The organism is Nonomuraea sp. NPDC049784, from assembly GCF_040659615.1.
Lineage (GTDB): Bacteria > Actinomycetota > Actinomycetes > Streptosporangiales > Streptosporangiaceae > Nonomuraea.
This window is the reverse complement of the sequence record NZ_JBFAMX010000072.1, coordinates 1-24232: the sequence shown is the minus strand read 5'-3', so window position 1 is coordinate 24232 and position 24232 is coordinate 1. Positions and strand designations below refer to the sequence as shown.

Genomic DNA, 24232 nt, shown 5'->3' with positions numbered 1-24232 from the left:
GTGAGGGTGCGACTCGGAAGGCTGGGTCGCCCGTCAGGGCTTTCAGATCAGCAACGGCGGCCCCGGTTGATGCATGAGACGACGAACTGCATCAGCCGATCGGGCATCACGTTCGCGAAGTCCGCGTGGTCGGTGACCGGGTTGTGCTTCTGTTCGGGGAAGGCGTCCACGGCGAAGGACGGGCCCTGCGGCACGGAGTACGTGAGGGTCATGCGCAGTGCCGGAATCGCCCTGGTGCCCTGTGGGCAGGCGCCATCCTGACCAGGGAAGACCACGTGCGTTCTGTGATTTGCGCTGTCGGTGTTCTGGCCGTCCCAGCAGCTAGGGAAATCCAGGATACGAACGACCTGGCTGCCGCGCGGGCAAAGCGGATATTTGTCGGGACTTATGCGATTTTGGAATCCCGTGCAGCTCCAGGCGGCCCTGGCGTTGGCGCCGCCGTTGGTGGCCGCCTTGGCGTCACCGGTGATCAGCCTGAGGAACCTCGGCATCGCGACGACCCTGGAGGTGGCGTTGCCGCGGAACTGGAGCGTCACGGAGCGGGCACGCAGCACCTGGCCGACGTTGCCGTCCGGGTCCTCGGTGTTCTGGTCCACCTTGCGGTCTCTGAGGACCGGCCAGAAGTAGGTGGACTTGTCGCTGAGCCGGCACGTGGTGCCCGCGGCGGCCAGGCTCTCGTCCGTGGAGAAGCCGTCCGTTGACAGGTTGCCCACGTAGTCGTGCAGGTGGTGGGCGCCGTTGCTGACGCCGGGGGCGACGATGAAGTTGTCCGGGTTGTTGTGGCCGTTGCGGTTCGTCCCGCACTGGGAGACGAAGCTGCCCCGCGAACCGTTCCTGCCGACGCGGGCGTCAAGCTGACGCGGCGCGACCTGGCGGATGTCGACGAAGTCCTCGACGAACGGGCCGAGGTCGGCGCACTCGTTGTGGTCGTCGTCGGACGCCGTGGGCGAGGCGGTGGGGGAGGCGGTTCCGTTCGGGTTCTGGCTCTGCCCCTGGCTCCGGGTCGGTACCGGCGTGGCGGTCCTGGTCGGGCGGTTGCGGCGGGAGAACGTCGAGGCGGTCTGCTCCGGGTCGGAAGCCTGGCCCTGGTCGGGCGCGGCCGTCTCGTCCGATCCGGGGTCCTGGGCCGGGTCCAGCACGGCGGCGCCGCCGCCCTGGGGCGCCTGGTCCTGCTGGTCGGCGTTCTGCTGGTCACCGTTCTGCTGCTGGTCGGTGTTCTGCTGATCCTGCTGCTGGCCCTGGTTCTGGTCCTGCTGTTGCTGCTGGTCCTGGCCCTGCTGGTCCTGGTTCTGCCCCTGCTGATCTTGGTCCTGCTGCTGGTTCTGGTCCTGGTTCTGGTTCCTCTGCCGCTGCGGCGTCTGGGTGGCCTGGGCCGGGTCGCAGTGGTCGGCGCGCGCGGGGCCGACGCCGATGACGGCCGCGGACACCAGTCCGCCTGCCGCCACGGCCAAAGCGGACATGGCCGCGGCCATGCGTCTGGATCTCCTCATGTGTGTCTCCTCGTTTCGACCGCCATTGCGACGGGTGGAGCGGGTGAGGGCGTCGGCGGTTCGGGCAACTGGTTGTGATCGACCAGGCCGGTGGACTCCAGGAGCGTCATGTGGCGCATGACGAAGTTGATGCCTTCCTGGGCGAACTTCCTGATCTCCGAGTTACGCGTCCCGGCCCGTACGCCCGCCACGACGGTGAAGACCTTGCCGTGCGCGGCACGCAACAGGTTCGCGAAGTCCTTGTCGAAGGCTGGGCCGCTCTCCGCGGCCAGCTGGGCCAGCCAGCTCTGCTGGTCGGCGTTGGGCTCGTCGGGCAGCGCCACGCCGAGCTTCTTGGCAGTCTGCCGGGTCAGCAGGTCCAGCTTGATGTGGTCCTGCATGATCAGCCTGCCGACCTCCTTCACGCGTTGGGACTCGGCGCGGGTCTCGGCGTACTGGCCCGCGGGCATCTCCCAGAGGCCGGCTTGGCGCACCTTGATGAGCAGGTCGCGGTCGGCAGCCGTGAGGGGTCCTGAGGACGTCTGCGTCCACGTCGCGGCCGCGGGATCGATCGAGGGCGGCATGACCAGCACGATCGTCACCGCGGCCGCTACGACGAAGCCGCCGAGCATGAAGAGCTCGCCGCGCAAAAGCCTGTGCATGGTCGGAGGTACGCGGGCTTCGCGGGCCTGGTTCAGTCATGGCCGGAGATAGTTAGAAATGACTGGAGTTATCGGAGTGGCTACCGGACTGATAACGAAGGTGTAAAGATGTGCCCCGTGCTAGGTCACCTCGACGGCAGGTTCGAGAGTGCGGATGCCGAGGCGGAGCACCGCATCGCGGCGCTTTACCAGGAGTTCGGCGGCCCTCTGCTGCGCCACGTACGCAAATCGACAGGTAACGACCTTCAATGGGCCGAAGACGTCGTGCAGGAGACGCTCGTCAGAGCCTGGCGAAACTCGGCAAGACTGCAATGGGAACCAAGCCTTATATGGGCGTGGCTACTCACAGTAGCCCGCCGAATCGTTATCGATGGACGTCGGCGGAAGAGCGCCCGGCCTCACGAGGTCGAGCCACCGGAAGTCGACATGATGGCCGTGCCCGACGGCTCGGAGCGGGCTCTCTCGGCGATCGTCGTCGCCGACGCGCTTCGCAGCCTCTCTGAAGAACACCGTGAAGTCATAGAGCAGACCTACCTCAGAGACCGTACGATAAATGAGGCGGCGGAGATTCTGGGGATCCCGCCGGGCACGGTGAAGTCCCGGCTCTACTACGGGATCCGGGCTCTCCGCGAGCTGCTGCGGGACAAGGGGGTAGCCGGCTGATGCACGACGGGGTGGCCGCTTATGTCCTCGGCGTCCTCGATGATGAGGAGCATGAGGCGTTCGAACGCCACCTCGACACGTGCGAGAGATGCCAGGCGGAGTTGATTGAGCTTGCCGAGCTTCCAGAGCAGCTCGACGAGCTCAAGAACACTCCCTCAGCCTCCGACGACGACCCCCCGATGTCGATGTCACGTTGACGTCCATACCCTTTTCAGGTGGTATCGGTACGGCGAGGCTTCGCGTCCGGTAAAGGATGACCGGACGGTCAGGGGGAGGTGTTCGGTGGGCATCGACGGTGATGCGCCCGTTCCCCCGCATCGGCGGTTCGGCGAGGAAGGCGGCCGGCTGTCGTACGGCGGCTATCTTCGCCTGCCCGAGCTTCTCGCACAGCAGCAGCCGCAGTCGGAGGCCCCCGACGAGCTGCTCTTCATCACCATCCACCAGGTCTACGAGCTGTGGTTCAAACTGCTGCTCCACGAGCTGGAGAGCGCCCGCGAGGCCATGTTCGCCGGCGAGCTCTGGCGGGCCAGGCATCTGTTCCAGCGGGTGCACAGGGTGGAGAGGGTGCTGATCGAGCAGGTGGATGTCCTGGAGACGATGACGCCCCAGGACTTCCTCGAGTTCCGGGCGAAGCTGGAGCCGGCCAGCGGCTTCCAGTCGGTGCAGTTCCGGGAGCTGGAGTTCCTGTCGGGGCTGAAGGACGAGCGCTATCTCAGCACCTTCAGGCACGCCAGCGACACGGAGCTCGCGCGGCTGCGCCGCAGGCTGGAGGAGCCCACGCTGTGGGATGCTTATCTCACCGCCCTCTCCCAGCGTGGCCTGCCGGTCTCCGACGACGAGATCATGGGCTCGCTGCTGGCCGTGGCGAGGGACCGCGGGTCTTACGACGACCTGTGGCAACTGGCCGAAGACCTGCTGACGCACGATGCCACCGCGGCGCGGTGGCGGATGCGTCACGTCCAGATGGTCGAACGCCAGATCGGCACCAAGTCAGGCACAGGAGGCTCGACCGGTGCCCCCTATCTGCGCGGTAGAACGCGTTTGCACTATTTCCCGCTGTTGTGGGAACTAAGGGCCTGGCTATGAATAGCTATGGCAAACCCTCACAAAGGAGTGAGACCGAAATGCCCCTCGACGAGGCCAAGGATGAGCTGCTCCAGCGAGCCGCGGAAAGTTGCGCGGTCAGCAGCGAACATGTGAGCACGGAGGAGGCCCTGTCCTTCCTCCGGGTCTACTACCGGCATGTCGCGCCCGAGGACCTGCTCGACCGCAACCCCGTTGACGTGTACGGCCCTGCGATGTCGCAGCGGCAGATGGCCGAGATCCGCCCTCAGGGCAGGGCGGTCGTCCGGGCCTACACCCCCACGCTGGACGAGAACGGATGGGACCCTGGCCACTCCGTCGTCGAGGTGGTCACCGACGACATGCCGTTCCTGGTGGACTCGGTGACGATGGAGCTCGACCGGCACGACCTGGGCATCCACCTGGTCGTCCACCCGCAGATGCGGGTGCGCCGCGACATGACGGGCCGGATGCTCGGCCGCGGCCAGGAGGACGTCACCGGCCAGATACTGGTCGAGTCGTGGATGCACATCGAGATCGACCGGCAGGCCGACCCTGAGTCGCTCGACCGGCTCGAGGCCGACCTGCAGCGGGTGCTCGCCGATGTGCGTTACGCGGTCGAGGACTTCAGGAAGATGCGGGCGCTGGCCGTACAGACCGCGGAAGACCTGAGCATGAACCCGCCGCCGCTGGAGCCCGCGGAGGTCGAGGACAGCCTCGACCTGTTGCGCTGGCTCGCCGACGGGCACTTCACCTTCCTGGGCTACCGCGAGTACCGGCTGGACCACACCGACGAGGGCGAGACGCTGCGGGCGCTGCCAGGGGCGGCGCTGGGCATCCTGCGCGACGACAAGGTGGGCTCCGACAGCTTCTCGGCGCTGCCCGCCGAGGTGCGCGCCAAGGCGCGGGAGAAGCAGCTCCTGATCATCACCAAGGCCAACTCCAGGGCCACCGTCCATCGGGCGACCTATCTCGACTACATCGGGGTCAAGCTGTTCTCGCCCGAGGGCGAGGTGATCGGGGAGCGGCGCTTCCTCGGCCTGTTCACGCACGTGGCCTACAACGAGTCGATCTCCAGGATCCCCGTGCTCAGGCGGAAGCTGGCCGACGTGCTCGAGCAGGCCGGGCTGGCGCCCGACAGCCACGACGGCAAGGACCTGATCGAGATCCTCGAGACCTTCCCCCGCGACGAGCTCTTCCAGACCTCGATCGACCAGCTCCTGCCGATCGCGCTCGGCGTGCTGCGGCTGCGCGAGCGCAAGCAGGTCAAGCTGTTCCTGCGGCGCGACGACTACGGCCGCTACATCTCCTGCCTGATCTACCTGCCGCGCGACCGCTACACCACCAAGGTGCGGCTGAAGATGCAGGAGGTGCTGCTGAAGGCCCTGGGCGGCAAGTCGCTCGACTACAGCGCGATGATCGGCGAGTCGGTGCTCGCCCGGCTGCACGTGGTCGTGCGGGGCGAGCGGGGCAAGCAGCTCCCGCCGCCGAGCGTGGACGTGGAGGAGCTGGAGGCGCGCCTGGCGGCGCTCACCCGCTCCTGGGAGGACGACCTGGCCGCCGCGCTGGGGGAGATGACCTCGGAGGAGGAGGCGCCCCCGCTCATCCGGCGGTACGCGTCCGCGTTCCCCGAGGGCTACAAAGTGGACTTCCCGCCCAAGGTGGCCGTCGTGGACCTGCGCCGCCTGGAGGAGCTCGTCGCCGTGGGCGACGGCGAGGAAGTGGGCATCAACCTCTACGAGCCGTACGACGCGACCGAGGGGGAGCGGCGGCTCAAGATCTACAAGGTCGGCTCGCCCATCTCGCTGTCTCAGGCGCTGCCGCTGATCCAGAGGCTCGGCGTGGAGGTCGTGGACGAGCGGCCGTACGAGATCGACCGCGACAACGACCCCGGCACCAAGAATGCCTGGATCTACGACTTCGGCCTGCGGTACACGCCGTCGGAGGAGGTCGACAGGAACGACTTCAAGCGGCTCTTCCAGGACGGGCTCACCGCCCTGTGGAAGGGGCAGGTCCAGGCCGACGACTTCAACTCGCTCATCCTGAGCGCCGGGCTGACCTGGGAGCAGGTCCAGATCCTGCGGGTCTACGCCAAGTACCTGCGACAGGCCGGGAGCACGTTCTCGCAGCCCTATATGGAGCGGGTGCTGGCCGGCAACGTGCGGCTGGCGCGGCTGCTCGTTCGTCTCTTCGAGGCCAGGCTCGATCCGCGGCGGCCCGAGGACGTGCGGATGGATCTCGCCGAAGCGCTCCACGAGGAGATCCTGGGCGCGCTCGACGAGGTGGCCTCGCTGGACGAGGACCGGATCCTGCGGGCCTACCTCGAGATGATCCTGGCGACCCTGCGCACCAACTACTTCCAGACCGTGGACGGCAAGCGCAAGCCGTACATCTCCTTGAAGTTCGATCCGCAGGAGATCAGCGTGCTGCCGCTGCCCCGGCCCAAGTACGAGATCTTCGTGTACTCGCCGCGGGTCGAGGGCGTGCACCTGCGCTTCGGGAAGGTGGCGCGGGGCGGCCTGCGGTGGTCCGACCGGATGGAGGATTTCCGTACGGAGATCCTCGGCCTGGTGAAGGCACAGATGGTGAAAAATACCGTCATTGTGCCCACTGGGTCTAAAGGTGGATTTGTCGTAAAGCAGCCGCCTACGTCCGGATCGCGGGAAGACATGCTCGCTGAGGGCGTGGCCTGCTACCGCACCTTCATCTCGGGGCTCCTGGACGTGACCGACAACCTCGAGGACGGCAAGGTCGTGCCGCCGCCCGACGTGGTCAGGCACGACGGCGACGACACCTACCTCGTGGTCGCCGCCGACAAGGGCACCGCGACCTTCTCCGACATCGCCAACAGCGTGGCCAAGGAGTACGGCTTCTGGCTGGGCGACGCGTTCGCCTCCGGCGGCTCGATCGGCTACGACCACAAGGCCATGGGCATCACCGCCCGCGGCGCGTGGGAGTCGGTCAAGTACCACTTCAGGACCATGGGCGTGGACGTGCAGACCACCGACTTCACGGTGGCCGGAGTCGGCGACATGTCCGGCGACGTGTTCGGCAACGGCATGCTGCTGTCCCGGCACATCCGGCTGGTGGCCGCGTTCGACCACCGGCACATCTTCATCGATCCCTCGCCCGACGCGGTCCGCTCGTTCGAGGAGCGGCAGCGGCTCTTCGAGCTGCCGCGCAGCTCCTGGGAGGACTACGACGCCAAGCTGATCTCGGCCGGCGGCGGCATCTTCCCGCGCACGGCCAAGTCCATCCACCTCACGCCGCAGATGCACGAGGCGCTCGGCATCCCGGCGGGCGTCAAGTCCCTGGCGCCGAACGACCTGATCAGCGCCATCCTGCGGGCCCCGGTCGACCTGCTGTGGAACGGCGGCATCGGCACCTACGTCAAGGCCACCTCCGAGTCCCACGCGGACGTGGGCGACAAGGCCAACGACGCGCTGCGGGTCAACGCGGGGGAGCTGCGCTGCAAGGTCATCGGCGAGGGCGGCAACCTGGGGTTCACGCAGCTCGGCCGGATCGAGTTCGCGCTGAACGGCGGGCTGGTCAACACCGACTTCATCGACAACTCGGCCGGGGTGGACACCTCCGACCACGAGGTGAACATCAAGATCCTGCTCGACCAGGTCGTACGCGACGGCGAGCTCACCGACAAGCAGCGCAACCAGGTCTTCACCTCGATGACCGACGAGGTCGCCGACCTGGTGCTGCGTGACAACTACGCACAGAACGTGGTCCTCGCCGCGGCCCGCGCGCAGGCCGTGGAGATGCTCCACATCCACTCCCGTTACCTGCGGCGGCTGGAACGGGACGGGCTGGTCAACCGGGAGCTGGAGTTCCTGCCCTCGGACAAGACGCTGGCCGAGCGCCGCCAGGCCAGGCTGGGCCTGACCGCGCCGGAGTTCTCGGTGCTGCTGGCCTACACCAAACTGGTGGCCGACGCCGAGCTGCTGGGCTCCGACCTGCCCGACGACCCCTACCTGGCCTCGTGGCTGGTGTCGTACTTCCCCTCGGCGCTGCGTGAGCGCTTCAGGCCTTACATGGACAACCACCCGCTGCGGCGGGAGATCATCACCACCTGCGTGGTGAACGAGCTGGTCAACTCCATGGGCACCACGTTCATGTACCGCTTCGGCGAGGAGACCGGCGCCTCGACGCCTGACATCGTGCGTGCCTACCTCGTGGCGCGCGAGGTGTTCGACCTGGCCAGCTTCCACCGGGCCGTGGAGGACCTGGACAACAAGGTCGGCACAGAGGTCCAGATCGCCATGCTGCTGGAGGCCCGCAAGCTCGCCGAGCGCGGCACCCGCTGGCTGCTGGTCAACCGCCGCCCGCCACTGGACCTGGCCGGGTCCGTCAACTTCTTCGTGAAGGGCGTCAACGGCCTGCTGTCCCACATCCCCAAGCTGCTGACGGGGCCCGACCTGGCCGCCTACGAGGAGCGCCGCGACTCGTTCGTGGCCAGGGGTGTGCCGCTGGAGCTGGCCGAACGGGTGGCCGCGATGGTGCCGGCGTACTCGATGCTGGACCTGATCGAGGTCGCGTCGGTGACGGGCCGCCCGGTCAACGAGGTGGCGGAGGTCTACTTCGACCTGGCGGACCGGCTCCAGCTGGCGCGTCTCAGGGAGCGCGTGATCGCGCTGCCCCGGGACAACCGGTGGAACTCGATGGCCCGCTCCGCCCTGCGCGACGACCTCTACGCCGCGCACGCCTCGCTGACCCGCGACGTGCTGGCCCACAGCACACCGGGGCTGTCACCGGAGGAGCGGCTGGCCAGGTGGTCGGAGGCCAACTCGGCGGCGGTCTCCCGGGCCCGCCAGACGCTGTCGGAGATCTGGGAGAGCGACCACTTCGACCTGGCCACCCTGTCGGTCGCCCTCCGCGCGATCCGCACGCTGGTGTCGACCAGCAACCTTCCGCACACGGATTCCTAGGGCGTCGTGCTGCGGCGGTAGGTCAACCGCCGCAGCAGCACCTCCGCCGGTCCGCGGTGGCCGGCGCGGCGCATCCAGTCCGCCGGCGGGATCGAGACCGCCCAGAGGGCGACCGCGATCCCGCAGGCGGCGGCCACGCCCAGGCCGGCGCTCAGGTCCAGGGTGAACGGGTAGAACAGCACGACGAACACCACCGACTGGAGCAGGTAGAACGTCAGCGACCGCTGGCCGAGCGCGGCGACGGCGGCCGTGAACGGCCCGTGCCCGGCTTCCGTGGCGGTTGTGGCGCGTCCGTCACCCGCGGGCGTGAGCGGGCCGGCGCCGCCGGCATGGTCTGGCAGGCGATGGGGTCCGTTACCCGTGAGCGGGCCGCGGCCGGTCACCGTGGCGCGTTCGTGCCGGGGTTCCGTGGCGAGCGGCGTCCGGGCGTGTTCCGCTCGTAGCGCGACGAGGCCGATGAGGGCGGCCAGGCCGATGCCGCCCGCGTACCCGGTGAGGGTGTGGGCGACGGCGACGGCCGCGTACGAGCCGGTCGTCCACGCGCCGGCGACCAGGAGAGCCGCCGGGAGCCTGCCTGCCAGTGCGGCCCCGAGGCAGACCAGGGCGATGCGGCGCAGCAGGACCGCGTGCCGCTCGGGCTCGTCCAGGATCGCGCGGCGGGCGGCCCAGACGCCCAGCAGCATCCCGGGCACGACGGCGAGCGTGGACAAGAGCGTCTTGAGCGGCCATACCTGGAGATCGGCCATGATGTGGGCGCCGAAGCCGGCGGGCATGGTTTCGGCCAGCGTGGCGGGCACCATGCCGGCGTAGGTCGCCATGCTCTGCCAGGCGACCATGAGCGTCGCGGGGACGAACGCCGCGGCGGCCGTCCACCACAGCACCGAGTCCCTGGCCCGCACCATGGGGACCAGCGCGAGCAGCGTCACCCCATACACCGCGACGATGTCCAGCGGCACCAGCACCACGCCGTTCACGAAGCCGATGGCGATCAGCCACAGACTCCGGCGCCGCAGCAGCGCCTTGAACGAGGGCCAGTCGCCGCCCCGGGCCTGATGGCGGCGCATCATCTGGCCCAGCGCGTAGCCGAACAGGAACACGAACATGGGTCGGGCCTGGTTGTCCGCGAGCAGATGCTTGAGGAACGTGGCGACGGCGTCGAGGGCCCCGGAGGCCCGCCCGGAGACGAACAACGGCGTGTGCGCCAGTGCGATGGGCAGCAGCATGAAGCCGCGGGCCAGATCGGGCGCCAGCGACCGGCCGGTCACCTTGGTGGCGGTCATGCGTCACCCGATCCGCTGCAGTGCCTGCTCGCGGCGTGCGGCCACGCTCGAGCCGGACTCCCCGCGCGCCATCCTGCGCAGCACGACGGGCGCCACGAGCAGGCCGAGCACGGCCCAGGCGCCCAGCACGCCGGCGGTCTCCAGGTGCCGCCACGACTGGCCGATCTCGATGGCGGCCGCCGAGTCCGGCAGCAGGGCCGAGCGCATGCCGAGGCCCATCCAGTAGATGGGGAAGATCTGGGCGATCCACTGCAGCCATTCGGGCAGCGCGGCGATCGGGTAGAAGATGCCGGAGACGCCGATCACGGCGAGGAACGGCAGCTGGATCAGCCCTTGGGCGCGGGCGCTGGCGAACAACGAGCCCATGACCGCACCGATGGGCAGGGTCGCCACCAGCCCCAGCGCCAGCACCCAGGCCAGGGTCGGCCAGGAGCCCGGGTCGATCGCCAGGCCCTCGACGATGAGCACGCCGGGGACCAGGAAGATCACCAGGTCGGCGAGCAGACCGCCGGAGACCGAGAGCACCTTGCCGATGAGATAGGCGGGCATGCCGTGCGGGGTGGCCTTGGCCCGCAGCAGCGTGCCGTCCTCGCGGTCCGCGGTGAGCTGCTGGCTCATGCTGATCATGCCGGTCGCGGCGTTCATGCCGAGGATGCCGGGCAGGGCCAGGGTGCCGAGCAGGAGTCCGCTGGTTCCGAACGACATGTCCCGGATGAAGAACATGGTGGCCACCATCAACCCGGGCCAGAGGAAGTGAGAGAACAGCTCGGCGCCGTTGGTGAACGACTGCCGCAGTTCGATCAGGCCGCGGGACCAGCCCGCGCGCAGTACGGTCGCGTTCATCGATTCGCCCCCTCGGCCTGGTGGACCAGGGCCAGATACGTCTGCTCCAGCGAGGCCCGGTGGATCTCCAGCTCCCGGATCTGGTCTCCGTGCTGGTCGAACAGGTCACGTGCGAACCTGGTGGAGTCGGCGGTCCTGTGGGTGAAGCGCTGCCCGCCGCGCATCCAGCGCACCTCGTCCTCGCCCGCGATCCGCCGTGCCAGCTCGCCCGCCGTGCCGTCCGCGATGATCCGGCCGCCGTCGAGTACGAGGATGCGGTCGGCCAGCTTCTCGGCCTCGTCCAGGTCATGGGTGGTGAGCAGGACCGTGGTCTCGTGGCCGCTGACGATGTCGCGTACGAGATCGTGGAACTCGTGCCTGGCCTGCGGGTCGAACGCGGCGGTCGGCTCGTCGAGGAAGAGCAGCTCGGGCCGGCCCACGAGGCCGATCGCCACGTCCAGCCTGCGCCGCTGCCCGCCGGACAGCGTCCTGATCTTCTTGTCGGCCTGTTCGGTCAGGCCGACGGCGTCGACGAGCTCGCCGGCGTCCCACGGCCGCTGGATGAGGCCGGTGGCGCAGGGGGCGTAGTAGGAGCCGAGGTGGGCGAGCAGCTCACGCACCCGCCACTTGCCGTGATCGCGCCAGGACTGCAGCACGACCCCGACCCGGGCCCGCCACCGCTCGTCGCCGCGCGCTGGATCGACGCCTAACACCTCGACCCGGCCGGCCGACCGCATCCTGAAGCCTTCGAGGATCTCGATCGTGGTGGTCTTGCCCGCCCCGTTCGGCCCCAGCAGGGCCAGCACTTCGCCGTGGCGGGCTTGGAACGTCACATCGTGCAGGACGTCTGACGAGCCGTAACGCATTCGCAGCCCGCCGACGTCGAGAACGACTGGTTTGGTGGTCATGAACAAGCTCACCTCTCGCATGAGGGCATGCCTCAGTGATGGGGGTGTGGAGAAGGGGGATTTCACGCGCTGTGTGCCGACGAGAGGGCCGTCGGTGTCGCATGCGGCGCCGTGGTGCCCCGACAGGCACCCGCGCTGTGGTGCCTCGATGGGCGCGCCCGCGTGGTGGTGCCCCGACGGATGCCCGCGCGCGGTGGCGTCTCGGGCGTCTCCGTGTGGGGGCTCGGGGCGTCTGCTGCTGGGCGCCTTGGGTGGTGAAGCGTGGGCCCTACGTCGGGCGTGTCGCGTGTGCGGGCTCGGAGAATCGCGTGTTGCGGGCGTCTGTGACGTAGTCGGCCGCGCCGGTGGCTGTGGTGGGCAGGCCGAGGTCGTTGTGAGGTGCGGAGGCTTTGGGCCCCCGCGTCGGTGCGCTGTGCGGTGCGGTCTCAGGCAGCAGGGGCGTCACCAGCTTCCGTTCGCCAGGGCCTGCTCGACGCTCCCCATCAGGGCGGGCCGGTCCACGCCTGCCAGGGCCAGCGCCCTCGGCACGGTGCCGACCTCGGCCTGCAGGATGCCGAGCAGCAGATGGCCGGGCCGCAGGTCCCTCTTGCCCGTGGCGGCCGCGAAGCCGCGCTCGAGGGCGAGCCTGGTCGAGGCCCCCATGCTCACGGAGCGCTTCGGGTCGGGGGTCGACGGGGGGAGGCCGAACGAGGCGAGCGACACCCCGGCCAGGCTCAGGCTGCGCTCGAACTCCCGGTCCAGCGCATCCTTGATCGCCTGCCGGTCGAGCCCTTCCGCGGTGAGCACCTGTCGGGCGGCGTTCTCTTCGACGGAGGCGATCGCCAGCAGGAGATGGTGTGGCTCGATCGCCGCCGACCCGTCCGCCAGAGCCTCGGCTCGGCCCTGCACCAGGATCGCGTTGATGTAGTGGTCGATAACGCTCACTGTCGTCTCCTCAGCGTGACGCCGGCGGCGATGAGCCGCTTGGCGTGCTTCTTGTGCACCGCTTGGCGCGTGACTCCGAGCGCCTCGGCGACTTGCGGCCAGCCCCAGCCGGCCCGCATCGCCTGCTCGACGGCGGCGTCCTCCAGCTGATCGGCCAGGCGCCGCAATGCGACCACGGCCGCCAGCGCGTCAGCGGGCTCCTGGGGTACGGGAATCTCATCAGCCGGCATGCAGGCAACCGTAGTTGACTAAACGAGGCTTAGTCAACCCGAGTTGCTAAGTGGGCCGGCGAGTGAGCGAAGAAGCAGGCCCAGGGTGCGCGTCGTCACGGTGAGCAACCCGTGGGCCTTCACGACCGGCCATGACGGACGGCCACTGACGTCGGCGCGTGCGGCCCACCGTGCGGAGCCGTAACGGATGGGGGTTTTGACGGGCGCGGCGGTGTGCGGGGTCGCAACGGACGGGGTTTGAGAGGCGCGGCACTCTGGGAGCCGAAACGGATGGGAGCGGTGCTTGGGCTACTGGCCGGAGGCGCGAGTGAGCGCGCCGTCGTGGGCGATGACGGCGGCGGGGGCGGGGGCCTTGAGGGGAGGGACCACGGCGGCGTACTGGTGGGTCTCGATCAGCTTGAGCGTGCGGCGCAGCACCGGCGTGGTGATCGCCCACTGCGCGGACTCCGGCACCGGGATGTAGTCGTCCTCGGCCGTCTTCGTCGTCGTCGACGTTGTGCGGGACAGTGAGTACTGGATCAACGCCCCGCCGTCCTCGGTGCGCAGCGCGTAGACCGGGTAGTTGTCGGCGCTGAAGATCGAGTCATAACTGAACCCGTCGTTCTTCGCCTGCTCACGGAGGGTGGCGATCTGCTCGGCCACGTCCGTCGTGTACGGCCCCGCCGCCACGAGCCCGGCCGTGACCCCCGCGGACCCCGTCTCGGCCACGCTGGCGTGCACGGGCCCCATGAACTGCGGACTGATCGTGATCGACTTGTCGTCGGGTGCCAGTGCGGTCGCGTAGCCGTCGGCGTCGAGCTGGACCTCCGGCACCTCCTGCCCCGGCAGGAGCTGGGCCACGGAGCTGAGCCGCCAGCGGTCGGACTTGGCGAACGTCAGCAGCGTCGGGCTGCCGTCGCGCATCGCCAGCGCGCTGAACCAGGGCGCCTGCTCGCCCGGCGCGAACCTCGGCACGAACAGCGTCGGCGTCCCCCACTTGTGGCGGGGCGGCGCGTAGCCGGTGGACAGGTACGCGGCCACAGTGAGCTGCGTCTGGCCGCCTGTCGTGAGGTCGACGGCCATTGCCAGCCGCCCCTGGAGGTCGCTCTTCACCCGCAGCCTGTCGTCGGTGACCGTGATCTTCGAGAACACCTGGGCGGCCTCGGCCTGCGTGACGGCCGGTGCGGGTGCGGAGGGCGAAGGGGACGCGGAGGAGGTGGCGGCCGCCTTGGACGACTGGGGTGCGGCATTGCCCGAGCAGGCGGTCGCCGCGGCCAGTACGCCGGCGGCGAGCGCCAGCACCTTCCGCCGCCCGTATACACGCACCTCGCCATGTTATTCGGGCCCGCGAGAAGCCGAAGCCTTCCATACCCCTTTCCACCCGCCGAAAGCGCCGCCACTTGCGCGTGCGGACGGGGGCGACGCGCACGGCGCGAAGCTGCATGCGGGCAGGTGGCGTGGCGCGGAGCGCGGGCGCGGCGTGAAGGCGCGAGCCGGGCGTCGGGGCGCGGGCGGGTGGTGTGGCGTGGCGGGTGGGCGCGCCGAGAATGTGCGAGCCGGAGAAAGTGGTATGGGGTCGCGGTGGTGATGGGGGGTGTTGCTCTCCGGGGGAAGTAGGCTTGGGAGACGTGGCAGGCATCGATCCGGCAGAAGAGATCAACGAGCTCGCGGGCACGCTCCGCAGCATCCAGGACGTGCTCGACCTCGACGCGATGCGCAAGCAGATCGAGGAGCTGGAGCAGCAGGTTGCCGCGCCCGACCTGTGGGACGACCCAGACCAGGCCCAGAAGGTCACGAGCAAGCTCTCCCACCTCCAGGGCGAGCTCAACCGCGTCGAGGGCCTCGTGCGCCGCCTCGACGACCTGACGGTCCTGTACGAGCTGGCGGCCGAGGAAGGCGACGACGACACGCGCGCCGAGGCCGACAGGGAGCTCGAATCGCTCCGGTCGGACATAGGCGCTATGGAAGTGCGCACTCTGCTCTCGGGCGAATACGACGCACGCGAGGCGCTCGTCACGATCAACTCCCAGGCGGGCGGGGTCGACGCCGCCGACTGGGCCGAGATGCTGCTGCGCATGTATCTGCGGTGGGCCGAGCGCAAGGGATACAGCACCGAGGTCTACGACACCTCCTACGCGGAGGAGGCCGGCATCAAGTCGGCCACGTTCACGATCAAGGCGCCCTACGCGTACGGCACGCTCCGCGGCGAGCACGGCACCCACCGGCTGGTCCGCATCAGCCCGTTCGACAACCAGGGCCGCAGGCAGACGTCGTTCGCCGGGGTCGACATCGTGCCGGTCGTGGAGCAGACCGACCACATCGACATCAACGAGGACGAGATCCGCGTCGACGTCTACCGGTCGAGCGGCCCGGGCGGCCAGGGCGTCAACACGACCGACTCGGCGGTGCGCATCACGCACCTCCCGTCCGGCATCGTCGTCTCCTGCCAGAACGAGCGCTCCCAGCTGCAAAACCGCGCCACCGCCATGAACGTCCTGCAGGCCAAGCTGCTGGAGCGTAAGCGGCAGGAGGAGGCGGAGAAGATGTCGGAGCTGCGCGGCGCGACCACGACGTCCTGGGGCACGCAGATCCGCAACTACGTGCTGCACCCGTACCAGATCGTGAAGGATCTGCGCACGGGCACAGAGGCGGGCAACCCCTCGGCGGTGCTGGACGGCGATCTCGACGGGTTCATCGAGTCGGAGATCCGCTGGATGCGCCGCCAGGAGTTGGAGAGCTAAAGCCCGCTGAGGTGCTTGACCGCCAGGCTCACGAAGAGCAGGGCGACCAGGAGCAGAACGATGAGGGCGGGTGACAGCCCGGCGAAGCCGTGCTGGTGCATCCGCTCCCTGCTGGCGCGACACGTGGGGCAGCGGCCCTCGATTACGGGGTGGGCACACTGCGCGCATACGAGGTGTTCACAACTCATGACAGCCCCAAGTCTAGCCGCACAATCGTTTTGTTTCCGTTATGGACTTTCCAGCCCAGTCTTCCCCCTAGACTGTCGTCTGGCCAATCGAAACGTCGATCATCAGTAAAGACGACGTAACCCCGAGTGGCCGGTGGCGGGAAGTGGGCATGTGCCACCCTCGCTTCCGTCCTGACCCCTAGACTGGCATGCCGTGATGCTCTCGTGATCCATTTCGATAATGTCACCAAGGTCTATGCGAACCAGAACCGGCCCGCCCTCGACCACGTATCCGTAGACGTGGACAAGGGTGAGTTCGTGTTCCTCGTCGGTCCCTCGGGATCAGGCAAGTCCACGTTCCTACGTCTGATCCTGAAGGAGGAGCGGCCCAACTCCGGCGCCATCCACGTCGCCGGCAAGGATCTGGGACGCCTCTCCAACTTCAAGGTGCCGCACCTGCGCCGCCGCATCGGCTGCGTGTTCCAGGACTTCAGGCTGCTCCCGAACAAGAACGTCTACGAGAACGTGGCGTTCGCCCTCGAGGTCATCGGTAAGCCCCGGCGGTTCATCCGCAAGGTGGTGCCCGAGGTCATCGAGCTGGTCGGCCTGGAAGGCAAGGCCCACCGCATGCCCGACGAGCTGTCCGGCGGCGAGCAGCAGCGCGTCGCCATGGCCCGCGCCTTCGTCAACCGGCCGATGATCCTGCTGGCCGACGAGCCCACGGGCAACATCGACCCCGCGACGAGCATCGGCATCATGAAGGTGCTCGACCGCATCAACAGGACTGGCACCACGGTCGTCATGGCCACGCACGACGCGGCCATCGTCGACTCCATGCGCAAGCGCGTGGTGGAGCTGGAGGACGGCAAGATCGTCCGTGACCAGTCGCGTGGCGTCTACGGCCAGGCGTACTGACAGGGAGCTGCAAACAGAATCATGCGGGCGAATTTCATCTTCTCCGAGGTCTGGATCGGCCTCCGTCGCAACCTGACCATGACCATCGCGGTGATCATCACCGTGGCGGTCGGCATGGCGATGCTGGGCGTCGGCTTGATGATCAACGCCCAGGTCGGCATGATGAAGGGCTACTGGGACGACAAGGTCGAGGTCTCGGTCTTCCTGTGCACCAAGGGCTCCGCCATGGACGCCTGCAAGGGCAAGGAGATCACCAAGACCCAGACGGATCAGCTCCAGCAGCTCATCAAGAGCACTCCTGGGGTCAAGGACGTGTTCTTCGAGGACCAGGCGGCGGCTTACCAGAACTTCCAGAAGCTGTACTCGGCCAACAAGGCCCTCGTGACCGCCACCAAGGTCGAGGACATGCCGCCGTCGTTCCGCGTCAAGGTGGCAGACCCGAACAACTACAAATCCATCATCCAGGCCCTGGAGGGCAAGCCCGGCGTGGCACAGGTGATGGACCAGGCACAGCTGATCGGGCCCTTCTTCAAGTTGCTCGACAAGCTCGCGTTCTACGCGCTCGCCGTGGCGATCATCCTGGTACTGGCGGCGGCGCTGCTGATCGGCAACACCGTTCGTCTCTCCGCGTTCAACCGGCGTAGAGAGACGGGCATCATGCGGCTGGTCGGCGCGTCCAACCTCTACATCCAGCTTCCGTTCGTCATGGAAGGCGTGATCGCGGGCCTCATCGGCGGCGTGTTCGCGGCGATCATCCTGATCGTGACCAAGGTTTTCCTCTTCGAGGAGCTGGGACAGTACCTGGGCGACGCGACCGCGCAGCTGGGCTGGAACGACGTGGCCCAGACCATCACCATCACCATGGGCATCGGTGTGGTCATCTGTGTGCTGGCCTCGTTCGTGACGCTCCGCCGCTACCTCAGGGTGTAGGCGGAATCACCGGTAAAGTCGAAGCATGCCACGTGAGACCGGGCGTAAGGTCATCGCCCAAAACAAACGTGCCAGGCACGACTACCACCTCGAGGACACGATCGAGGCGGGTCTCGTGCTCCAGGGCACCGAGGTGAAGTCGCTGCGTGAGGGCCGCGCCTCGCTCGTCGACGGCTACGCCAGCATCGACGGTGGCGAAGCGTGGCTGCTCAACGTCCACATCCCCGAATACACCCAGGGGACGTGGACCAACCACGCCGCTCGGCGCAAGCGCAAGCTGCTCATGCACCGTAAAGAGATCGACAAGCTCGCCGCCAAGACCAAGGAGGGCGGGCTCACGATCATCCCGCTGACGCTCTACTTCAAGGACGGCAGGGCCAAGGTCGAGATCGCCGTCGCCCGCGGCAAGAAGGACTGGGACAAGCGGCAGACGCTGGCGGAGCAGCAGGCAAAGCGGGAAATGGCCCGCGCCCTGCGGCACCGCAACCGATGAGAGCGGCGGCACCTCACCTGATGAGACGCGCTCGCCGCATCCTTGCCGCGACCGCCACCCTGGCGGTCGCGAGCACGACTCTGACCGGCTGCTTCGAGGAGCCCTCGCCGCACGACGCGGTCCGTGACTTCCTCGTGGGCTGGCAGTCGGGCGATTACGACCTGGCTGCGGGCCGCGCCGACGGCGACCGCGCCACGGTGCGCAAGGCGCTGTCCGACGCCAAGCTGGAGCTCGACGCGGCCTCGTTCCGCTTCAAGATCAAAAGCCTCAGCACGACGGGCGAGGAGGCCAAGGCCGACTTCCACGCCGAGGTCGACCTGGGGGAGAACAACCCGCTCTGGGAGTACGACGGGATGCTCCCGCTCCACCTCGTGGACGGCACGTGGAAGGTGCGCTGGTCGCCCTCGGTGCTGCACCCGCAGCTCAAGGAGGGGCAGCGCTTCGCGGTCGACACCGACCCGAAGCCGCGCCAGCCGATAGTCGACCGCACCGGCGAGCCGCTTCAGGGCGACACCGTGTTCTACAGCGCGGGCGTCTACCCGGCCAGACTCGGCAACAAGGCGGAGGAGGTGGCCGCCAAGCTGTCCGAGATCACCGGCTACGCCCAGGACCGGCTGCTGAGCCGCATCAGGTCGTCGCCGCCCGACAAGTTCGTGCCGCTGGTCACGTTCGGGCGGTCGCGCTACCAGTCCATGGAGTCGAAGCTCGACGCCATCGACGGGATCGCGAAGCAGCAGCAGGACCAGCCCGTCAACCCCGAGCCGCCCCGGCAGATCGTCGGCAGCGTCAGCGCCCTCACCCCCGAGACCGAGCAGCAGCTCGGCGGCCCCGAGCGGGCCGGTGACTCGGTCGGCAAGACCGGCCTGCAGCAGGCCTACCAGGACTACCTGACCGGCTCCACGCAGACCAAGGTGATCACCTTGGACCTCAAGACCGGCAAACAGGTCGCACTGCTCAAGGAGTGGCCGGGCCGGCAGAACGTTCAGGTGAAGACCACGATCGATCGGCACGTCCAGGCGGCGGCCGAGCAGGCGGTGGCCGACACGGAGACGAGCGCGCTGGTGGCGGTGCAGCGTGACACCGGCCAGATCCTCGCGGTCGGGGCCAAGGGTGACATGAGCCAGGAGAAGCACGCGCTGGCCGGCAAGTACCCGGCGGGCACGGCGTTCTCGATCGTGGCCGCGGACGCGTTGATCAAGCGCAACGTCAGCCCCAAGCAGCGGCTGGCGTGCCCCGAGGAGCGCACGGTGGGCGGCGCCAAGTTCGTGCAGACGGGGCAGTCCACGGGGGTGACCACGTCGGCCACCTTCCAGGAGAACTTCGCCAGGGGCTGCGTCACCGCGCTGGCCTCGCTGGCCCGCCGCGTCTCGGCCGCCGATCTGGCCGCGAGCGCCAAGGCGTTCGGCGTGGGGCAGCCGTGGCGGCTGCCGCTCAAGTCGTTCAGCGGCTCGCTGCCCACGCTGTCCAGCGACGCCGACAAGGCCCAGGCCATCGCGGGCGAGAACGTCGAGGTCAGCCCGCTCAGCATGGCACTGGTGGCCGCGGCGATCGCCTCGGGCACCTGGCGCCCGCCGGTGCTGGTCACCGAGCCGAAGTCGCCCGATCCGGCGGCGGAGGCCGTACAACCTCCGCAGCCCGCCCCCGTGCCTCTGGACCCCAAGGTCCGCACGGCGCTGACGTCGATGATGCGGGCCGGTGCGGCCGGCATGAGCGCCCGGGGAGGCAAGAGCAGGGTGTACGGCGTCAAGGCCACGGTAGGCAGCCAGTACACGTGGTTCGTGGGCTGGCAGGGCGACGTGGCCATCGCTGTGCTGGCGAAGAACTACGACGCCGCGGCCGAGGCGGGCGGCTTCTTCTCGGCGCTTCGGAACTCATCGTGAAATTGTCACCACGCTGAGCAACCATTCGAGGCTCTGGCTGCGTCTTACTGAGTGACTGGGCCCGCTCGGGGGGTTGCGGATCCAGTCGCCGTGATGAGACAGGACTTCATCTCGGGGGAAGTCCTGCCGTCCGGACCGGCTCGACCCTGCCGGTCGGCCCCCGGGAGCGCGAGCTGTGTGCCACGCTCCCGGGGGTTTCGGCATGGGGAATTAAGTTGGCGTTGACGGTGTTAACCCATGTACATTCATGTTGCTCACCCGCGAGGGTGTGTTGACAACTGCACAGGGGGTGACTGGCTTCGACTTCGACTTTGCAAGCCAGGTGAAGCGGGCCGAGGACTGCGGACATAACCTCGTTAATCCTGTGACCGCAAACAACAAGTGCCAATTCCAAGCGCACTGTGGTAGCCCAGGACTCCCTGGGCCTCGCTGCCTAAGTAGCGAAACCACTGTCAGCCCGGGAGTGCCTTCGGCCCGGTGTCTGGCATCGTTAGAAGGCTCAACCGTTCGACCCGGCCACGGGGGAGATCGGGAAATCAAACAGTGGCTGGGCCCGTCGGCGACTCGCCTGCGTGATCGCCGGGGCCGAGAAAATCACAGCAGGCTGCGCCCGGAGAAGCCCTGACTTGGGGTTGAAGGACGCGGGTTCGATTCCCGCCACCTCCACTGTGAGGCCCGTGTGGTCGGAAGCTGCGCTTCCTCCCCGCGGGCCTTTGTGCTGTCCAGGGGGATACCCCCTGGAACCCCCAGCTATCAGACCGCCTCTTACCTGGGGAGACGCCGCAGGCAAGGGGCGGTTTTCGTGTCTGTGGGGGGCACCCTGGGTGCACATTCGATATCTCTCCGCCACCAATGAGTGCTTTCTATGTGCTTAGGTGGTCCTCTGACAATTGTGGGTCGGAATGAGGTTGAAGGGTGTCAAGGTACGGCTGGCGTCACTCGGCGTTCGCGCCCGTGGTGAGCTTGGTGGTTTCCGCGCTGCTCATGGCGGCCGGACTGGTGGAATCGCTGTTGCAGGCCGTGGGCGCGAGCACGGCACCGACGGCCGCGGAGCTCGTGGTCGCGCTGATCATCGCGGTGTTCTTAACGGCCGTTCTCAGGATCGTGAGGGCCATACCGGACATCCGGCGGGAGAGCGCCGCGACCGAGCGGGCCGTGGCGAACGTCCAGGCGGTGAGGCCGACCGAGGACACGCTGGTGGCGCGGCGGCTGAAGCTCTTCAAGGAGGCGGCCGAGGCCGGCAACGACTGCGAGGCGGTGCTGAGTGCCCGGTCCGCGCTGGACGACAGCGAGATGGCCAACAAGCATCACCTCGATCACGCGCTCATCTGGGCGCTGCCGGTCTTCGGGTTCATCGGCACCGCGCTGACGATGGGCGCGATGGTCAGCTCGTTCTCCGACGCCCTGGACAGCAAGGGAGACCCCGGCGTGCTGATCGCCGCGCTCAAGCAGCACGTGCTGCCGGAGCTGGCGTCCGCGTTCGGCGTCACCCTGATCGCGTTGTTCCTGAGCGTGCTCTCGTTCGGTGCGATGGCCTTCATCGAGCGGGCGGAGCGGGCCAGCGTGGTGGCCGCCGACGAGGTGTTCCTGACGTACATCGCGCGTCTGCCCGCGAAGCAGGCGGCCCCCGCCATGAGCGGGCTCACTCAGGAGCTGGCCCTGTCCAGGGGCAGGACCGAGGAGCTCGTCAAGGGCCTGGACGCGCTGCGCACCGCGGTGGAGCGGCTGAACGCGGCCGAGAGCAGGCCGCAGAAGTACACCCTGGTGAGGGAGCCGTGAGGAAGCGGGCCATCAGGTCGTTCGCGCCGCCGCTCGACCTGCGCTTCATCGACCTGTTCATGGCCATCGTCCTGGCGCTGTCGTTCGTCGCGATCATGCTGACCGTCGTGGCGCGGATGCTGCCGACGGAGGCGTCCTCACCGCCTCCGCGCCAGGAGACGCGCCAGAGTGTGGCGCAGCTGAAGAAGCAGCTCGACGTCGCCGTGGAGGCCCAGAAGAAGGCCGAGGCCGAGTTGCGCACCGCTCAGGCGAAGATTGCCGAGCAGACCGCCTTCGCACTGCCCTGGTGGCTGATCGGGTTCTGTGCCCTGCTCGGCGTGCTCGCCGTGTTCATGGGCTGGCGTATCCGGCTGTGGAACAAGGGCAACCTGCCACGATTGCGCAGCTGGTTGTTGGTCACCGCGGTGGTGACCGTGGTCACGGCCGTGATCAGGTGGCTGAGCGACGGCGAGGGCTATCTGCTGCTCGCCGCGATCCCCTGGTGGGCCGCCGACGCCCTCTGCCTGGGGCTCCTGCTGGTCGCGTACGTGCTGATCTCCGTCATCCGCGAGAGCCGCGCCACGCTCGGCGCGATCAAGGCTCGGTCGGCGCCCGAATCGATCCCTGAGCGGCATCCGGTGGGATAAATCTCTTCGCGAACGCGGCCATCACCTCCACCGGCCGGCGCGAGTTCCACAGCACGGCCGGCGAATAGCGGCCCGCGTCGAGGACGCCTACGCCGGGGCGGGGGTGCGCGGGCCGAACGCGACTGGGCCGGCTTCCACGACTCGGTGATGGCCGCGGACCTGCGGCTGGAGCGGCCGGGTTCGGGCACCTGCTGCGGCAGGACGTGCTCGACGGCTACCGGAAGGCGCTCAGTGAGCGCAGCCGGCGTGCTCGTCGCGGCGGCGCAGCATCGCCACCAGCATGAGCGGGAACATCGCCACGTGCGCCACCACCATCAGCACCCCGCCGTCGATGGCGCCCAGCCACAGCAGGGGGAAGAGCGGCACGACCGGGAGGAACATCACGGCGCACATCTCCAACGTCGGGGCCCAGCCGTGTCCGCGGATCCGCATCCACGCGGCCATGCCGACCGACATGTCGAACGCCATGACCAGGTACGCGAGCTCCGGTTGCCGGTCGTGGGATAAGCCGAGCCCGAGGGCGGACTGGAGCATGCCAAGCGCGAACATGCCGACGAACATGGCGATGATCATCTCAACATAATGGAGGGCGAATCGGCCCCAGCGGCGGCCGGAGTTCGTGCTTGTCGGTGTCATGCCTCGACTGTCTCCGGGCCGCCATCGGAAGCCAAGGGAGGCGGCCGGGGAGGTCCGGAAACTTGGGTTCTTCGTCCCTCGGACCTACAGTCGAGGCCATGGAGAGACGACGGGTCGTCGTCGTGGCGTACCACGCGGCGGCGTTGCTCGACATCGCATGCGTCACCTCGACGCTGGAGGACGCCAACTGGCACGGCGCCGCGCCGTACTACGAGGTGCGCGTGGCCACACCCGGCGGGCAGGCCGTCACCTCCGCCACCGGGCTGGTCGTCCAGGCCCAGCAGTCGCTGGAGCGGATCACCGGGCCGCTCGACACACTGGTGGTGTCCGGCGGGATCGGCCACGAGGACGCCGCCGCCAACCCGCTCATCGTCGGCCACATCCGCAGGCTGGCCCGGGAGAGCCGCCGCGTCGCGTCCGTCTGCACGGGGGCGTACATCCTCGCCGCGGCCGGGCTGCTCGACGGGCGCCGCGCCACGACCCACTGGCAGGAGGCGCAGACGCTGGCGACCCGGTTCCCCGAGGTGACCGTGGACGCCGACCCGATCTTCATCCGCGACGGGAACGTCTCCACGTCGGCCGGGGTCACCGCCGCGCTCGACCTCACCCTGGCCTTCGTCGAGGAGGACAACGGCACCGAGCTGGCCCGTACGGTGGCCCGCAACCTCGTCACCTATCTGCAGCGGCCCGGCAACCAGGCGCAGATGAGCATGTTCGTCAGCGCCCCCGCCCCCGCGAACAGCCTCGTCAAGCGGACCGTCGAATACATCGCCGCCCACCTGCGCGACGACCTCACCACCCCCGCGCTGGCGGCCGAGGCAGGCGTGAGCGAGCGGCATCTCACCCGGCTGTTCCTCAAGCACCTGGGGCTCACGCCGGGGCGGTACGTCCGGCAGGCCCGCACCGAGGCCGCCGCCCATCTGCTGGCCTCCACGTCGCTGCCGATGGCGTCCGTGGCCGTCCGGTGCGGGTTCGGAACCGCGGAGACGCTGCGGCAGGCGTTCATCGACCGGTACGGGATCCCGCCGTCGCGCTATCGGCTGACGCAGGCGGCTGGGTGACCCGTTTCGGGATACTCGGCCCGCTCCTGGCACGCCGCGCCGACGGGACCGAGATGCCGACGGGCGGT

General features: G+C 68.5%; 21 protein-coding genes and 1 other RNA gene. 13 read left to right on the top strand and 9 right to left on the bottom strand.

Annotation, left to right across the window (positions count from 1 at the left end):
• Positions 1-47 precede the first annotated feature (47 nt).
• Positions 48-1490, bottom strand: a complete 1443-nt coding sequence (locus tag AB0J09_RS17940) for a DUF1996 domain-containing protein (protein WP_360691614.1) — start codon at positions 1488-1490, stop codon at positions 48-50.
• Positions 1487-2131 (bottom strand): DUF4142 domain-containing protein, encoded by a 645-nt coding sequence (locus AB0J09_RS17935; protein WP_360691611.1) that lies wholly within the window; start codon positions 2129-2131, stop codon positions 1487-1489. The genes AB0J09_RS17940 and AB0J09_RS17935 overlap by 4 nt, the downstream gene beginning before the upstream one ends.
• 108 nt (positions 2132-2239) lie before the next feature.
• Between AB0J09_RS17935 and AB0J09_RS17930 the strand changes: the two genes are divergently transcribed.
• The 4 genes from AB0J09_RS17930 to AB0J09_RS17915 all read left to right on the top strand — a co-directional run bounded on the left by AB0J09_RS17930 (position 2240) and on the right by AB0J09_RS17915 (position 8793).
• Positions 2240-2794, top strand: coding sequence for a sigma-70 family RNA polymerase sigma factor (locus AB0J09_RS17930; RefSeq protein WP_360691608.1), 555 nt, complete (start codon positions 2240-2242; stop codon positions 2792-2794).
• Positions 2794-2991: a zf-HC2 domain-containing protein gene (locus AB0J09_RS17925; RefSeq protein WP_360691605.1), complete on the top strand. Its 198-nt coding sequence runs from the start codon at positions 2794-2796 to the stop codon at positions 2989-2991. Before AB0J09_RS17930 ends, AB0J09_RS17925 begins: the two co-directional genes overlap by 1 nt.
• Before the next feature lie 85 nt (positions 2992-3076).
• A complete protein-coding gene (locus AB0J09_RS17920) occupies positions 3077-3880 on the top strand; it encodes a tryptophan 2,3-dioxygenase family protein (RefSeq protein WP_360691602.1) in 804 nt (267 codons plus the stop codon).
• A gap of 38 nt (positions 3881-3918) precedes the next feature.
• A complete protein-coding gene (locus AB0J09_RS17915; RefSeq protein WP_360691599.1) occupies positions 3919-8793 on the top strand; it encodes an NAD-glutamate dehydrogenase in 4875 nt (1624 codons plus the stop codon).
• On the opposite strand, the gene AB0J09_RS17910 is transcribed toward AB0J09_RS17915, so the two are convergent.
• The 6 genes from AB0J09_RS17910 to AB0J09_RS17885 form a co-directional block, all read right to left on the bottom strand.
• The gene (locus tag AB0J09_RS17910; protein WP_360691596.1) at positions 8790-10073 is read right to left on the bottom strand and encodes a DUF418 domain-containing protein; all 1284 of its coding nucleotides are present in this window, start codon (positions 10071-10073) and stop codon (positions 8790-8792) included. The two genes, AB0J09_RS17915 and AB0J09_RS17910, sit on opposite strands and share 4 nt — an antisense overlap.
• A 3-nt stretch (positions 10074-10076) precedes the next feature.
• Positions 10077-10916, bottom strand: coding sequence for an ABC transporter permease (locus AB0J09_RS17905; protein WP_360691593.1), 840 nt, complete (start codon positions 10914-10916; stop codon positions 10077-10079).
• Entirely contained in the window at positions 10913-11803 is an 891-nt protein-coding gene (locus AB0J09_RS17900; protein ID WP_360691590.1) for an ABC transporter ATP-binding protein, read from the bottom strand. The genes AB0J09_RS17905 and AB0J09_RS17900 overlap by 4 nt, the downstream gene beginning before the upstream one ends.
• 441 nt (positions 11804-12244) lie before the next feature.
• The gene (locus AB0J09_RS17895; RefSeq protein WP_360691587.1) at positions 12245-12727 is read right to left on the bottom strand and encodes a Clp protease N-terminal domain-containing protein; all 483 of its coding nucleotides are present in this window, start codon (positions 12725-12727) and stop codon (positions 12245-12247) included.
• Complete coding sequence (locus tag AB0J09_RS17890) at positions 12724-12957, bottom strand: hypothetical protein (RefSeq protein ID WP_360691584.1); 234 nt, start codon at positions 12955-12957, stop codon at positions 12724-12726. Before AB0J09_RS17890 ends, AB0J09_RS17895 begins: the two co-directional genes overlap by 4 nt.
• A 288-nt stretch (positions 12958-13245) precedes the next feature.
• Positions 13246-14262, bottom strand: coding sequence for a hypothetical protein (locus tag AB0J09_RS17885; RefSeq protein ID WP_360691581.1), 1017 nt, complete (start codon positions 14260-14262; stop codon positions 13246-13248).
• Between the two features lie 302 nt (positions 14263-14564).
• Here AB0J09_RS17885 and prfB point away from each other — a divergent pair, with 302 nt between their 5' ends.
• The 8 genes from prfB to AB0J09_RS17845 all read left to right on the top strand — a co-directional run bounded on the left by prfB (position 14565) and on the right by AB0J09_RS17845 (position 22467).
• On the top strand, positions 14565-15677 hold the full coding sequence (prfB, locus tag AB0J09_RS17880) for a peptide chain release factor 2 (RefSeq protein WP_360691579.1): 1113 nt from the start codon (positions 14565-14567) through the stop codon (positions 15675-15677).
• A gap of 392 nt (positions 15678-16069) precedes the next feature.
• Complete coding sequence (gene ftsE / locus AB0J09_RS17875; RefSeq protein WP_349447119.1) at positions 16070-16759, top strand: cell division ATP-binding protein FtsE; 690 nt, start codon at positions 16070-16072, stop codon at positions 16757-16759.
• Positions 16760-16780: 21 nt separating this feature from the next.
• A complete protein-coding gene (gene ftsX / locus AB0J09_RS17870) occupies positions 16781-17689 on the top strand; it encodes a permease-like cell division protein FtsX (protein WP_360691574.1) in 909 nt (302 codons plus the stop codon).
• 25 nt (positions 17690-17714) lie between these two features.
• Positions 17715-18182: an SsrA-binding protein SmpB gene (smpB, locus tag AB0J09_RS17865; protein ID WP_360691571.1), complete on the top strand. Its 468-nt coding sequence runs from the start codon at positions 17715-17717 to the stop codon at positions 18180-18182.
• Positions 18183-18202: 20 nt separating this feature from the next.
• Entirely contained in the window at positions 18203-20062 is a 1860-nt protein-coding gene (locus tag AB0J09_RS17860) for a penicillin-binding transpeptidase domain-containing protein (RefSeq protein WP_360691568.1), read from the top strand.
• Between the two features lie 285 nt (positions 20063-20347).
• Positions 20348-20731, top strand: a transfer-messenger RNA (tmRNA) gene (gene ssrA, locus AB0J09_RS17855).
• A gap of 246 nt (positions 20732-20977) precedes the next feature.
• Positions 20978-21841 (top strand): hypothetical protein, encoded by an 864-nt coding sequence (locus AB0J09_RS17850; protein WP_360691565.1) that lies wholly within the window; start codon positions 20978-20980, stop codon positions 21839-21841.
• Positions 21838-22467 carry a hypothetical protein gene (locus AB0J09_RS17845; protein ID WP_360691562.1) on the top strand — a complete coding sequence of 210 codons (630 nt, stop codon included), beginning with the start codon at positions 21838-21840 and terminating at the stop codon, positions 22465-22467. The genes AB0J09_RS17850 and AB0J09_RS17845 overlap by 4 nt, the downstream gene beginning before the upstream one ends.
• 228 nt (positions 22468-22695) lie before the next feature.
• Here the strand turns inward: AB0J09_RS17845 and AB0J09_RS17840 are convergent, their stop codons facing one another.
• Positions 22696-23040 (bottom strand): hypothetical protein, encoded by a 345-nt coding sequence (locus tag AB0J09_RS17840; RefSeq protein ID WP_360691560.1) that lies wholly within the window; start codon positions 23038-23040, stop codon positions 22696-22698.
• 161 nt (positions 23041-23201) lie between these two features.
• On the opposite strand from AB0J09_RS17840, the gene AB0J09_RS17835 reads away from it, so the two are divergent.
• Entirely contained in the window at positions 23202-24164 is a 963-nt protein-coding gene (locus tag AB0J09_RS17835; RefSeq protein ID WP_360691557.1) for a GlxA family transcriptional regulator, read from the top strand.
• Positions 24165-24232: the final 68 nt, after the last annotated feature.